This window comes from Enterococcus sp. R12 (genome assembly GCF_058135755.1).
Genome location: NZ_CM176874.1, coordinates 2,027,949 through 2,040,321 on the forward strand (window position 1 = coordinate 2,027,949; position 12,373 = coordinate 2,040,321).

Genomic DNA, 12,373 nt, shown 5'->3' on the forward strand with positions numbered 1-12,373 from the left:
CCTCCTTATCAACTAAACAAAAAACGATAGGCTTTTACACCATCTTGACTATTTATCAGTTTTTCAAAAATTTCCTCATTTTCTGTTATTCGGATCAAATCACTATAAAAGGTTTTCGTTTTATCAATATTAACTTTTGTGTTCATCTTTGCTGCTAATAGAAAAATCAATTGCACTTCCTCATCCTTCGACCATTGCATCTTCGTTTTCAACGTACAAACAGCTATTTTAGGCTCATTCACTTCTTTCATAGCACCGTGAGGAATCGCCGTCTTGTTTCCAACACATGTTGAAGTCTCTTGTTCACGTTTCCACAACGTAGAAAAGTAGTCTTGTGAGACGTATCCTTCTTCTGCTAATTTATTAGTCATCTTCTTTAGTAACATTTCTTTAGAAGTAGATTCTTCATTCATAAAAAAAAGATTCGGTGCAAAGAGACTTTGAATGGATTTAGAAAATTTGCTCTGGGTCAAAGGTATTTGTTTGTGTCGAAGTGCTTTTCTAATTTTAAGAAAATCCTTATTATCAGGTATTTTTGAAATTTTTATAATGTTGGAAAAGCCTGTGTCATGGTCGGCAATATGAATAGTTGACTCACCTTTCTTCGCAGTTGGCAATGAGGAACGTACGATTCTTATTTCATTGATTTCTGGAATATTTAGTTTCAATAACTCTGCAACGTAATGGCTTGCGGATCTGGATTGATTGGTTGTATAAAACAAATTTGACTTATTTTTCTTCCTCATCAGCGCTGATTCAATATACAAAACAATATAGCTAACTTCATTTTCACTTATTTGAATATCAAAATATTCTTCGAAAAGCTGGCTAGTAGACCATACACTTAAATACACTTTATTAAATTCCTGCTTAAGCTGTTTGCCAATCAGCGTTTGGTCTACTGAACCATACTTAATTCTGAAAATAGCCGAGCGCAAATGCTCTTTGAGGTCTTCAATCAACATTTGATCTTCTGATAAATCTTCTTTCAAGACATCAGAAACAGTAAAGATAAATTTGGAAACAAATTGATCTAGAACCGTTAGCTCATCGATATCTTTCTTATCTTCTGAATCATCAAGCCAGACTAACTTGCTGGAAAGCAATATTTCATATGCTAAAATCCTTTTATCATTTGAAGACACCGGATCATATCCTTGTTCTTCAGCAATTTGGTAGATCGTTTCTGCAAAATTGTATTCATTAAATCGTTCGATCCCTTCAATGATTGTAAATTTTAAGCGATCCGATAGCTTCTTTCTATATAAAGACAAACAAAGCATAATCAATATTCGGTCTAATGATTCACTACTAAATTGAATTTTCCATTTTTCCTCAGCAAACTTAATAATACTGCGACATTTGTCAATAGAAAGTCCTGATACAAACTTACATAATTTTTGCACTAATGGTTGCTCCTGGTCTTGAACAATAAGATTACGTATCGCAAATCGAATAGATACTTCATTTCCGATGACTCGCATCCCTTTATTCTTTATGGTTTCAATCTCCAAATTATTCTCTTTTAACCAAATTCTTGCCTCAGCAATGGCTTTTCTTAGCGTAGGTAGACTAACATACAATTCATTAGCTAACTTTTTTTGAGTTATATACATCATAGGGTTTGATTTGAGCAACTTTTGTAAAATTTGAGGTAAAATATGTGCATTAAGAGAAGAATCTTGGACATCTAAATGTAAGAATTTGCCATTTATTGTCTTTTCAAGTGTTAACTTTACCCCTTTCCCAGGTATTCGCTCGATGCACCCGATACTTTTTCGATTAAGGTATTCATTTAAATAATCTAATTGAAGCCGTGTGGTTTTTTCAGACAATCCAATTTTTTCAGCGATTTTTCTAACGGTAATTTGAGGAGAATCAACGAGAATCCTCAATATAGTATTTTGGTATTGTTGATTTTTATTCATATGCTGATCCTCCGTTATAAAAATATTTATTCGTGAACTTCGAAATCAAATGGAGTAAAGGAACATCGACCAGCTGACCCAATAACATGAACAAATTGTTTAACAAAATTCGCAATTCCTTTTTCTGTTTCCATAGATAGCTGGAGGTAATCTAGCGAAGGATCGTTATCATATGCATGTAATAGAGCTTTTTTTGCTGCCTCAAATGCATCTGTTGCAACGTTTATTTTATTAATCCCTAACGCAACCGCCTTGCGTAAATTTTCCTCACCAGCTCCTGAACCACCATGTAAGACAAGCGGCATATCTAGAGTAGCCTTTAACTCCTTCAACCGATCAAAATCCAAACGGGGAATTTTTCTTTTTGGGTAATTTCCGTGAGCTGTTCCAATAGCAACCGCTAAAGCATCAACATTAGTATACTGAACGAACTCCAGCGCTTTAGCAGGGTCAGTATATAAATCGGTATTTTGGTCGTCTTCAGACAATGCTTGACCAACATGTCCTAGTTCAGCTTCAACTGAGCACCCTTTTGCATGAGCCAAATTACATATAATTTCCGTTTTTGTGAGATTATCCTCGTAAGAAAGGCTAGATCCATCAAACATCACGTTAGTAAATCCAGAGTTGATACAATCCACGATCGTCTCAAAATCCATTCCATGATCTAAATTTAAAGCAACAGGGATATGAACACGTTTTGCTAATTGTTGGATTAATGGTAACATTTCTTCTTTATGTGCGTGCTTTTTCATTTGTCCCGGACCAAATTGAATAATTATTGGTGAATTCTCCGAAGCTGCAGCTAAGATCCCACCTCGAACCATTTCCATATTTATACTATTCATTGCCATTACACCATAATTATGTTTATGGGCATCATCTAATATCGCTTTCATCGAAACTAACATTGGCTATTCCCTCACTATTCTATAGTTATTTCAAAATCAATTTGACTTAAATCAACTGATGATTCCACTGCCTCTTCGTTTAACACATCTTTCTTTTTAATAAAGGCATACATAAAGCCTGTAATACATGATCCAATCAACAAAGCTACTACAAACCATAAAGGCTTTTCCATCATTGGAATAACAAAGATCCCACCATGGGCTGCCACAGACTCAACACCCATCCCCGTTGCAATTGCTCCAGCGACAGATGAACCTAGCATCGAGCATAAGATGAATCTAAAAGGGTCAGCCGCAGCAAAAGGCAAACAGCCCTCAGTTATAAAACAAAGCCCCATTGGAAATGCTGCTTTTCCAGTCTCGATTTGAGCTTTCGAAAATTTGCGTTTTGCGATAACCGTTGCTATAAAGGCGCCGATCGGTGGCGTCATTCCTCCGACAATTTTTGCTGCCATCGGACCGTTGATACCATCTGCACCTAAAGCATTTGCAGCAAGTGAAGCGGTTTTGTTGATTGGACCACCTAAGTCGAAGCCCATTCCAGCTCCAATCACCGCCCCAATAAGTGATTTTGCCCCTCCATTTAAAGAGATGATCCACTCTTGAAAGTGATTCATTATAAAAGCTAATGGAGGCGATAAGATCGAGATAAAAATCATTCCACATACAAAAGAGGTTAATGTTGGTATGATCAATACAGGCATCAAACCTTTCATCCATTTTGGGACGTGCCAAGTTTTCATCCAATTAACAAACCAACCAATACAAAAAGCGATTAATAATCCTCCTAAAAAGCCAGCATTACTTTGTGTAGCAACAAACCCTAGCACCAGACCTGAAACAATTGCTGGTTTTCCTGCGATAGAATAGGCAGTACCTGCTGTCATTACTGCCACTGCAAAACTCATCGCATAAGAGCTTATCTGATTGACTCCCCACCAAAAACCAATCCAACTAAAAGGATTAAGATTGCTAAATGGTGTGGCTCCAGGCTCAACTAGACTACCTATGTCATAACCCCCGAATCCCTTTGCTAGCGCTCCCAAAATTCCGCCTGCAACAATAATTGGAATCATGTACGAAATACCTGTTAACACGTGCTTTTTTACATGTTGTGTTTTCATCACTTCCATCCTCCCTTTCTTTTCTTATATTAGATTCCCATTTTTTCGTGAATCTTTTTTATCACCCCATCGGCTGATTTCATAATTAAGCTTATTGGAATATCAACTATCTTTTTGCCTTTAAACCGCTCTTTACTGATCGATATATCGGCGGCAATTAAAACAATATCTGCTTCAAAAATGTCTTTTTCCGTCAACTCGTTTTCTACACCAATGGAACCTTGTGTTTCTATTTTTATTTCATCTCCATTCTTTCTTGCTGCATTTTCAATTTTTTCTTTTGCAATATACGTGTGAGCAATACCTGCAGTACAAGCTGTGATTCCTACAATTTTCATTTCTTATCATCCTTTCAAAAACTTTTCTTATAACATTAGTATAGCAAGTCAAAAAATCCGAATAACAAAGAAAACGGTTACAATATTTCGGTAATTTTTTCATTCTATCGCTTAAATGAAGACTCGCTTTAAAAACACAAAAAACACCCAAATCACCAATGAATTTGAGTGTTCTTACCATTTACTTTGCTAAATTTACTTATTATAAATTTTCGGGCCTTTACGCATGTTTTTTCGATCGTTTTTTGGGGATTCCATTTTTTTTGAACGGCCGCCGCCTTGTTTTTTCTTGATTAGCTCTAACATTTTTTCTTTTTGATCCATCGATTCCACCTCTATTTCTTAGCAATACTGTCGGTTGAAAAGAAGTGTTCCTGACTTCTTTTATGTTTGCGAACAACTACCTTCGATCTATGGTAATAGAAAATAAAAGCTGCCTCTTACGATTCAAATCATCTGCAGCTGATTTTGCCTTTTTCTAGTACCCTGATTTAATCTACTTGGATTTTCCTGGTTTGTCAATGGCTGGTGAAAAAAAGCTGATTTTTGATCGGCTCTTTCAAGAAAAATAAACCTCCCTTTGTCGTACTATTTATTCAAATTTACTATTTTATTTATTTTTTTTTATTATTTATTGGTATAATTATAACAGAACACCTATTCCGTTCTTTTCCTTCCCTCGTTCTTCTTTCGATTGTTTCTTAGCTTTCATTGTTCTTACAAATCACTCTATTTGAAAGGAGGTGGATACGTGCTGCACACTTATGCACCTGATCAGATTTATTTGTATGTATTGATTGGCTGTGCCATTTTAGCCTTTTTGCTGCTTCTGTTTGGCGATATCTTCGATTTTGATGGTCCAATTGATCCGATGTTGATCATCCCCTGGTTTGCCTTTACGAGTCTTTTCGGTTACTTAGGGGAAACTATTTTCCCAGGCTATTCGATGATGCTTTTCATTGGTAGCGCTTGTCTTTCTACAGGGCTCGTTTTTCTCTTGAATTTTTACGTGCTGATTCCCATGAGGAATGCTGAAGCGACGCTTTCGAGTTCCGAGAAAGACTTTGAAGGTCGAATCGCAACGGTGCTGACGCCGATTCCTTGTGAAGGAATGGGTGAAATTCAACTCACAAGTGTCACTGGTTCAAGTAATCGTCCAGCCTCGGCTTTTCAACCTATCGATGAACCATTAGCAGCAGGATCAAAAGTGTTGATTATTGAAGTCAAAGAGCGTATTTGCTACGTCGTTCCCTATACAGAAAAATTTTTGGACAACTAAAATAAATCACTAAAGAGGTGCATCTATGGATATTTTCTTATCACCAATTGTCTTTCCGATCGCAATCGTGGCGTTCATTTTACTGATGCTTTTGATCATCTTTGTCACGAAATATCAAACAGCCAAGCCCGATGAAGCGTTGATTATTAGCGGAAGTTACCTTGGCAACAAAAATGTTCATGCGGATGAGAGCAATAACAAAATCAAAATCGTGCGTGGTGGCGGAGCCTTTGTTTTGCCAGTGTTCCAACGATCAAACCGAATCAGCTTACTTTCAAGCAAGCTAGATGTTTCAACACCAGAAGTGTATACGGAACAAGGAGTTCCCGTTATGTGTGATGGAACTTCCATTATCAAGATCGGCTCATCCGTGGAAGAAATCGCAACGGCAGCGGAACAGTTTCTAGGAAAAACCCGTGAAGAATTAGAAAATGAGGCACGAGAAGTCTTGGAAGGTCACCTGCGTTCGATCCTCGGTTCGATGACCGTCGAAGAAATCTATCAAAATCGCGACAAATTCAGCCAAAGCGTGCAAGAAGTGGCCTCTGTCGATCTAGCGAAAATGGGCTTGATCATTGTATCCTTTACGATCAAAGAAGTACGAGACAAAAATGGCTATTTAGATTCTCTTGGAAAACCTAGAATCGCTCAAGTCAAACGGGATGCTGAAATTGCGGAAGCCGAAGCGCTGAAAGAAACCCGCATCAAAAAAGCCCAATCGGAACAAGAATCGCAAACAGCGGAATCAAAACGCATGACCGAAATCGCTGAAGCATTGAAGGAAAAAGAATTGAAGTTGGCGCTTTATAAGAAAGAACAAGACATCGCCAAAGCCGATGCCGATCAAGCCTATCATCTGCAAAGTGCCATCATGAAACAAAAAGTTCGAGAACAAGAGATTGAAGTTGAAGTCGTTGAACGACAAAAACAAATCGAATTGGAAGAAAAAGAAATCTTGCGTCGTGAACGCCAATTTGATTCTGAGATCAAGAAAAAAGCCGATGCCGATCGTTATGCGCTTGAACAAGAAGCATTAGCGAAAAAAGCGTCTGCGTTAGCAACCACTGAAGCTGAGCAGTTTCGAACAGAGTCGTTGGCAAAAGCTGAAGCCGATAAGATTCGTCTGATTGGTTTGGCAGAAGCCGAGACGACCTTGGCGAAAGGAACGGCGGAAGCTGAAACGAAGGAAAAAATCGCTGAAGCCTTCAAGAAATATGATGAAGCAGCGATCCTTAGCATGATCGTTGAGATCATGCCGCAATTAGTCAAAGAGGCTGCCGCCCCATTAGGCAATATCGATAAAATTTCGGTCGTTGATACAGGATCAGGTGAAGGCGGCGGTGCCAATCGTGTCACCAATTACGCCACCAATCTCTTATCGACCACACAAGAAACTTTGAAAGAAACCCTCGGTCTGGATGTGAAATCGTTGATCGAAAACTTCGCCGGTTCCAATACGAGCGAGCCGCCTCAAGAATAAGAAAACCGCTGTTCGTCTTCATCGCTTCAAAAGCGACAAGGCGAACAGCAGTTTTTTTCTTACTCATTGCTATTGTGCTTACTCAGTGACCTCTTTGACATAGTTTGCAGGTACACCAGCCACGATCGTGCGCTCAGCGACATCTTTGGTCACCACTGCCCCAGCAGCAATGATTGCATGGTCACCGATGTTCACACCAGCCACGATCGTTGCATTTGAGCCAATCCAGACATTCTTCCCAATCGTAATGGGGGCTGGATAAAGCGTGCTACGATCTTCAGGGTGAAGGCCATGATTCAAGGTAGCTAGAACAACGTTATGCCCAATTAGGGTATCATCACCGATCGTGATCCCTCCTTGGTCTTGAAAATGACAACCGGCGTTAAGAAACACCCCTTTGCCAATTTGGATGTTTTTGCCATAATCTGTATAAAAAGGCGGAAAAAGCGAAAATGTCGGTTCAACTGCTTTCCCAGTCAATTGAGCAAAAAGTTCTTGTAATTCATGAGGTTCATGATAAACCGTATTGATTTTCATGGTCAATTTTCTCGCCTCAGCACTCAAAGCCATCATTTGTTTTGAAGCTTGCGAACCGGCAAGTAAGGGTTCACCACTTGCCATAATTTTGTTTAATTGATCGATCGTCATTTGTTTTTCTCCTAATCATTCGTTACTCACGAGTATTTTCTAGCGAAAAGACAACCTCCACGTCTTCTCCCCCCAACGCTTCTCTTAATCCTGCTGGATCTTCAATCACGCCGATACGACTATAGCCACCATAAGAATTGGTAAAGGTCTGATAAAACAGCACCAATGTATAACTATTCCAGCTCATGATTTCTCCTTCGTGAATGATCTCCGGCCGTTCTGTAGTCATTTCTGGCAAATTCTCAGAAAAACGATAATATTTCTCGTTGTTGTTCAAGTCACTCATTGTCAACGTGAAGGGCATTTGATTCATTAGGTATTCAGACGCCTCATTTTCATAAAACTTCGCTATAAAATCCTGTTGACCAACCGTAATGACGACAGCTGTTTGTGATTCAATCGTCGGTTGATCATGATCCTGACTTGCCTCAGAGGAAGTTTCGCTGGCAGACAGCGCATGCCTCTCCTCTGTTCCACTTGTCCCACAGGCACTTAGTAGGAACAGCAAGACAGCAGGGATGAGTTTTATCAGCATGCTTCGCTCCTTTCTGCTGATGATTCGATGTAGCGGCGGGCAACGGAATGCTTATTTTCTAAAACACGACTGCTCAGCAGAGGAAACGGGACTGAACAGTCGTGCAGCTGGTTGTTGCGGTTTAATTCAAATGCTCCTGGAAGAATTCGGTCATTTGGTCAAAAGGAATCACCTCTGTTTGGTCGTATAGATCAACATGCGAAGCATTAGGAATGACTGTCAGCTCTTTGTTATCGCCTTGTAATTGCTCAAAGGCGTCTTGACTGAAGTAAAGTGAGTGGGCTTCTTCTCCATGAAGCAATAAAACGGCGCTTTGGATCTCATCAATGTAAGACAAAAGTGGCATATTTAAGAATGACAGCGAAGACGTGACATTCCAACCATCATTAGAGTTCAAGGAACGTTCGTGGTAGCCTCGTTCTGTTTTGTAATAATCAAAGTAATCCTGCATAAAGACCGGCGCATCTTCTGGCAGTGTATCTGGTACCCCACCTGCTCGTTCGTAGCTGCCATTGGCAAAATCAACTGTACGTTGGGCGTTCAGCTGCTGGCGCAATTCATGGCGTCCTTCAGCCCCCATTTCATCAAAATACCCTTGAGCATTGACTCTCGACATGTCATACATGGTGGCAGAAACAGTCGCTTTCACACGGGTATCGATGGCTGCGGCGTTCAAAGCTAGACCACCCCAGCCACAAATCCCGATCAAACCGATTCTTTCTTCATCTACGTTTTCTTGGACAGATAGAAAATCGACGGCTGCTTGAAAATCTTCTGTATTAATGTCTGGGGAAGCCACATAGCGTGGTTCGCCACCGCTTTCACCTGTATAGGACGGATCAAAAGCGATCGTAACAAAACCACGCTCTGCCATCGTTTGCGCATATAGACCAGATGTCTGCTCTTTGACTGCTCCAAAAGGTCCGCTAACGGCGATTGCTGGAAGTGGTCCTTGCGCATCAATTGGTTCATAAAGATCCGCAACTAAAGTGATCCCGTAACGATTCTGGAAAGTCACTTTTCGGTGATTCACCGTGTCACTTTCTGGGAAAACTTTATCCCATTCATCTGTCAATGAAACATTTTCTGTCATCGTTTCTCCTCCTGAGCTGGCTTGCGGCTCTTCATTCGTCTCATCATTATTGCTGCTACAAGCACCTAAAACCAACGGTGCCAGCACAACTAAAGACACAAGGGCCTTCTTTTGCCATTTTTTCATTTCATTCGCCTTCTTTCTCGGTCAACTATCCTGTACCTTAGGGCGATTCTCCAATGTTTCTCAACTGATCAAGGTCTGGATGATCGTTTTTTCTTGATCGCTTGAGCTATTTTTGGATAAACCTATTGTACTTGCAGCATCTTTCTATGTAAAATACTAATATCAAATACCCAACTATTCATATATAGCATAGAAAAAGGAGTATAGACCTATGGAATTAAAAAGTTTAACCACGTTTCTAGCAGTTGCAGAAAAAGAAACGATTTCAGCTGCCGCAAAACATCTGCATCTCTCGCAACCATCCCTGTCACGACAGTTAATGGAGTTAGAAAAAGAATTAGGTGTCACGCTGTTCACCAGAGGCAATCGCAAAATTACGCTGACGGAAGATGGCCTCTTGTTTCGTAAGCGGGCGGAAGAAATTGTAGAATTGTTAGAAAAGACCCGTTCTGAATTTTTGTCGCCTCGAGATACGATTACCGGTAACGTGTCGATCGGTGCTGGAGAAACCTACGTGATCCAGCTGTTGGGAAAAATCATCAAGGAGATTCAAGTTGAGTACCCTAACGTCAAATTTCATTTATTTAGCGGCAATGCTGACGAGGTCAAAGAACGGTTGGACAAAGGATTGTTGGATTTTGGCGTCGTGATCAGCCCCGTCGACGTCAAAAAATCCCATTCCTTGCGCTTACCTGCCAGAGACACCTGGGGCGTCTTGATGCGAAAAGACAGTCCCCTTGCTAGTAACGAAGTCATCACACCAAAGGATCTCTGGGAGGTTCCCTTGATTACTTCACGACAAAGTCTGGTCAGCAGTGAGCTTTCTAAATGGTTGAAAAAAGACATGAACAAATTGACTGTCGTTGCCACGTATAATCTCGTGTACAATGCGTCAAAGTTGGTTGAAGAAGGCGTCGGCTATGCATTGACCCTCGACAAATTAATCAACTTCACCCCTGACAGTCCTTTATGCTTTAGAAAATTGAGTCCCACTCTTGAATCAGATCTTGCAGTCATTTGGAAGAACACCCAAGTTTTTTCAAAAGCCTCTGGACTTTTCTTGGAGCGGATGAAGGAACGCTTTATAGAGGAATGATTTCAAATAAAAAAAGATTTATCTCAAAACAATTATGAGATAAATCTTTCTTTACGTTTTTTTCTGATTCTTTTTGAATGTGAACTCTTTAGACACCGCCATCCTCCAAGCTTAGCAAATTTCCTTCTGGATCGCGGAAATAGGCAATATGAAAAGCTTGGTCCCCTTCCCCCAAAACGGTTTTACTCACTTCAAACACTACACCAGCATTGTTCATTCTCGTATAATCTTCTTCAAAATCCGTGGTGTGAAACGTTGCCGAAAGCGTATCAGATGAAATCCGATTATCCGAAATCGGATAGCCCTCCATTTGATCGATCACGGCATCCACTTGGAACATACCAAAAAAAGGCGCCTCCTCTTTCTTCGATGCAAAGCTTGTATAAGGACCTGACTCATCGCCATAAGTTGGTACCAAACCAACTTTTTCCGTATAAAAATGATAACACTTCTGATAGTCTCCTTTGACTTGAACGCAAGCTGTGATTCGTTGAATAGTCATTTGTCTTTTCTCCTTTTCCAATGTGTCTTCCATCAATTCAAAAGTAATTAAAGCATATTTTACCCATAATAGCATATTTAGCGAGTAAAATTTATTTCATTGTGAATTTTATCCGATAATCTAATCAAAATTAGCGTTGGTTTTCCCAAGAGTTACTTATATTAAAACCCAATCAGAGGAAAGGCGATAAACTTAGAGTCTTCTGATTGACTTTTACTTTTCTTAACCTAAAAAATGGGTAAACTATAACAAAGATTCCTTTTTGATAGATGTAATAAAATCAGACTATCCAAGTTAAATAAATCATACTCTTACTTTATTTACTTTTTTTGAACACGATCAATTCGGTGATATCTTCAAAGAGTGATGGATTAGCGACATCAAAAATCACAGAAAAAAACTTCATTTTCGTGCCATTAGTTGGCGCCTTAAGAATGGTTTCCTTTGTCTCATCGCTGACTGGTAAAGACAATAACTGTGTTCGGACTTTCTCGCTAAAGTGAAAGGAGACTTTGAAGAAGTCCTCCCACATCGAGAGCCAAAAAATTGGTTTCACTTTATTCGTTCCACGAGTCGTTGTCCATTTGTATTCGCCTTTTGACAACCACGCTTTTCCATCTTGGTAATAGCGCCAATCCATAAGAGAGATGCCCTCGTTTTCAAGGGTTTCGATAAAACGTTGATAAATGACATATCCTTCACCCAGAGATTCTGCAATCAGCTGCTCTGTTGGTTTCACGTTTTTGTCTCGAAACAATTGCTTTTTGCCTTCCATCCTTCCACTCAACTCCTTTGCGCTTCGTTTTTTAAGGTTTTCGCTACGTTACAATTTGATTTTGTTGATATCATCTGTGATGACCCAATCATCCATATTTTTTTCACGATTGTACTGAAATGGTGTTATTTCTTCTAATTCAGCGATTTCATAGACCGCTAGATACTTTTTCCCTGCCCATCGATCGACTTGTTTTTTCGATAAATTCAACTCTTTTTCATAGCGTTTTACAAAATCTATGGATTCTTCTTTCGTCATCTTTTCAGATTCAATCACGTTGGCAATGATGCCCCGATGAGTGATGGTCAAATCGCCGCCGGTCTCCACAAAATACACAAGATCGTTGATTTTGGCTCTTCCTCCTAAAGGTGATTTTCTGCCGGCTGCCCCCCGAATGATCATTGTTTTGTCACCGTGAATCAGTTTCTCAAGCTCTTTGGCTTCCTTATTTAAATAGACCAAATGTTCTGCCCGACCGGCTTTTCCTTGATACCATTCTGCTGGTTTTGTCATAAGAAGTTCCTCTTTTCATATGAAT

14 protein-coding genes are annotated in these 12,373 nt (G+C 39.8%); 3 read left to right on the plus strand and 11 right to left on the minus strand.

Translation table 11 applies throughout. The features are described 5' to 3' along the window. Positions 1 to 8: 8 nt before the first annotated feature. The 5 genes from ACTW1R_RS09380 to ACTW1R_RS09400 all read right to left on the minus strand — a co-directional run bounded on the left by ACTW1R_RS09380 (position 9) and on the right by ACTW1R_RS09400 (position 4,625). Positions 9 to 1,928 (minus strand): BglG family transcription antiterminator, encoded by a 1,920-nt coding sequence (locus ACTW1R_RS09380; RefSeq protein ID WP_271814571.1) that lies wholly within the window; start codon positions 1,926 to 1,928, stop codon positions 9 to 11. Between the two features lie 26 nt (positions 1,929 to 1,954). Beyond that, positions 1,955 to 2,839, minus strand: a complete 885-nt coding sequence (locus ACTW1R_RS09385) for a class II fructose-bisphosphate aldolase (protein WP_271814569.1) — start codon at positions 2,837 to 2,839, stop codon at positions 1,955 to 1,957. A 14-nt stretch (positions 2,840 to 2,853) separates the two neighbouring features. Next, positions 2,854 to 3,963 carry a PTS fructose transporter subunit IIC gene (locus ACTW1R_RS09390; protein WP_375826577.1) on the minus strand — a complete coding sequence of 370 codons (1,110 nt, stop codon included), beginning with the start codon at positions 3,961 to 3,963 and terminating at the stop codon, positions 2,854 to 2,856. A gap of 29 nt (positions 3,964 to 3,992) precedes the next feature. Continuing rightward, positions 3,993 to 4,301, minus strand: coding sequence for a PTS fructose transporter subunit IIB (locus ACTW1R_RS09395; protein WP_074932618.1), 309 nt, complete (start codon positions 4,299 to 4,301; stop codon positions 3,993 to 3,995). 195 nt (positions 4,302 to 4,496) lie between these two features. Further along, complete coding sequence (locus tag ACTW1R_RS09400) at positions 4,497 to 4,625, minus strand: hypothetical protein (RefSeq protein WP_005236316.1); 129 nt, start codon at positions 4,623 to 4,625, stop codon at positions 4,497 to 4,499. 427 nt (positions 4,626 to 5,052) lie between these two features. On the opposite strand from ACTW1R_RS09400, the gene ACTW1R_RS09405 reads away from it, so the two are divergent. Both ACTW1R_RS09405 and floT read left to right on the plus strand, forming a co-directional pair. Further along, positions 5,053 to 5,580 (plus strand): NfeD family protein, encoded by a 528-nt coding sequence (locus ACTW1R_RS09405; protein ID WP_034858578.1) that lies wholly within the window; start codon positions 5,053 to 5,055, stop codon positions 5,578 to 5,580. Positions 5,581 to 5,605: 25 nt separating this feature from the next. Beyond that, on the plus strand, positions 5,606 to 7,060 hold the full coding sequence (floT, locus tag ACTW1R_RS09410; protein ID WP_005230116.1) for a flotillin lipid rafts scaffold protein FloT: 1,455 nt from the start codon (positions 5,606 to 5,608) through the stop codon (positions 7,058 to 7,060). A 78-nt stretch (positions 7,061 to 7,138) separates the two neighbouring features. Here the strand turns inward: floT and ACTW1R_RS09415 are convergent, their stop codons facing one another. The 3 genes from ACTW1R_RS09415 to ACTW1R_RS09425 all read right to left on the minus strand — a co-directional run bounded on the left by ACTW1R_RS09415 (position 7,139) and on the right by ACTW1R_RS09425 (position 9,462). Then, positions 7,139 to 7,708, minus strand: a complete 570-nt coding sequence (locus ACTW1R_RS09415; protein WP_115232432.1) for a sugar O-acetyltransferase — start codon at positions 7,706 to 7,708, stop codon at positions 7,139 to 7,141. A 22-nt stretch (positions 7,709 to 7,730) separates the two neighbouring features. Then, complete coding sequence (locus ACTW1R_RS09420) at positions 7,731 to 8,243, minus strand: cyclophilin-like fold protein (protein WP_271813342.1); 513 nt, start codon at positions 8,241 to 8,243, stop codon at positions 7,731 to 7,733. A 121-nt stretch (positions 8,244 to 8,364) separates the two neighbouring features. Continuing rightward, complete coding sequence (locus ACTW1R_RS09425; RefSeq protein ID WP_375826578.1) at positions 8,365 to 9,462, minus strand: alpha/beta hydrolase; 1,098 nt, start codon at positions 9,460 to 9,462, stop codon at positions 8,365 to 8,367. Between the two features lie 211 nt (positions 9,463 to 9,673). On the opposite strand from ACTW1R_RS09425, the gene ACTW1R_RS09430 reads away from it, so the two are divergent. Next, on the plus strand, positions 9,674 to 10,558 hold the full coding sequence (locus ACTW1R_RS09430; protein ID WP_489927265.1) for a LysR family transcriptional regulator: 885 nt from the start codon (positions 9,674 to 9,676) through the stop codon (positions 10,556 to 10,558). Positions 10,559 to 10,646: 88 nt separating this feature from the next. Here ACTW1R_RS09430 and ACTW1R_RS09435 read toward each other — a convergent pair whose 3' ends face one another. The 3 genes from ACTW1R_RS09435 to ACTW1R_RS09445 all read right to left on the minus strand — a co-directional run bounded on the left by ACTW1R_RS09435 (position 10,647) and on the right by ACTW1R_RS09445 (position 12,348). Next, positions 10,647 to 11,060, minus strand: a complete 414-nt coding sequence (locus ACTW1R_RS09435; RefSeq protein ID WP_034858575.1) for a VOC family protein — start codon at positions 11,058 to 11,060, stop codon at positions 10,647 to 10,649. A 316-nt stretch (positions 11,061 to 11,376) separates the two neighbouring features. Continuing rightward, complete coding sequence (locus ACTW1R_RS09440) at positions 11,377 to 11,835, minus strand: DUF3788 family protein (RefSeq protein WP_074932624.1); 459 nt, start codon at positions 11,833 to 11,835, stop codon at positions 11,377 to 11,379. Positions 11,836 to 11,883: 48 nt separating this feature from the next. Beyond that, a complete protein-coding gene (locus ACTW1R_RS09445) occupies positions 11,884 to 12,348 on the minus strand; it encodes a hypothetical protein (RefSeq protein ID WP_005230093.1) in 465 nt (154 codons plus the stop codon). Positions 12,349 to 12,373: the final 25 nt, after the last annotated feature.

What these genes read in the sequence shown, in the direction of transcription:
- ACTW1R_RS09380 (WP_271814571.1), bottom strand. Translation starts at nt 1,928, where the DNA reads ATGAATAAAAATCAACAATACCAAAATACTATATTGAGGATTCTCGTT.
- ACTW1R_RS09385 (WP_271814569.1), bottom strand. Translation starts at nt 2,839, where the DNA reads ATGTTAGTTTCGATGAAAGCGATATTAGATGATGCCCATAAACATAAT.
- ACTW1R_RS09390 (WP_375826577.1), bottom strand. Translation starts at nt 3,963, where the DNA reads ATGAAAACACAACATGTAAAAAAGCACGTGTTAACAGGTATTTCGTAC.
- ACTW1R_RS09395 (WP_074932618.1), bottom strand. Translation starts at nt 4,301, where the DNA reads ATGAAAATTGTAGGAATCACAGCTTGTACTGCAGGTATTGCTCACACG.
- ACTW1R_RS09400 (WP_005236316.1), bottom strand. Translation starts at nt 4,625, where the DNA reads ATGGATCAAAAAGAAAAAATGTTAGAGCTAATCAAGAAAAAACAAGGC.
- floT (WP_005230116.1), top strand. Translation starts at nt 5,606, where the DNA reads ATGGATATTTTCTTATCACCAATTGTCTTTCCGATCGCAATCGTGGCG.
- ACTW1R_RS09415 (WP_115232432.1), bottom strand. Translation starts at nt 7,708, where the DNA reads ATGACGATCGATCAATTAAACAAAATTATGGCAAGTGGTGAACCCTTA.
- ACTW1R_RS09420 (WP_271813342.1), bottom strand. Translation starts at nt 8,243, where the DNA reads ATGCTGATAAAACTCATCCCTGCTGTCTTGCTGTTCCTACTAAGTGCC.
- ACTW1R_RS09425 (WP_375826578.1), bottom strand. Translation starts at nt 9,462, where the DNA reads ATGAAAAAATGGCAAAAGAAGGCCCTTGTGTCTTTAGTTGTGCTGGCA.
- ACTW1R_RS09430 (WP_489927265.1), top strand. Translation starts at nt 9,674, where the DNA reads ATGGAATTAAAAAGTTTAACCACGTTTCTAGCAGTTGCAGAAAAAGAA.
- ACTW1R_RS09435 (WP_034858575.1), bottom strand. Translation starts at nt 11,060, where the DNA reads ATGACTATTCAACGAATCACAGCTTGCGTTCAAGTCAAAGGAGACTAT.
- ACTW1R_RS09440 (WP_074932624.1), bottom strand. Translation starts at nt 11,835, where the DNA reads ATGGAAGGCAAAAAGCAATTGTTTCGAGACAAAAACGTGAAACCAACA.
- ACTW1R_RS09445 (WP_005230093.1), bottom strand. Translation starts at nt 12,348, where the DNA reads ATGACAAAACCAGCAGAATGGTATCAAGGAAAAGCCGGTCGGGCAGAA.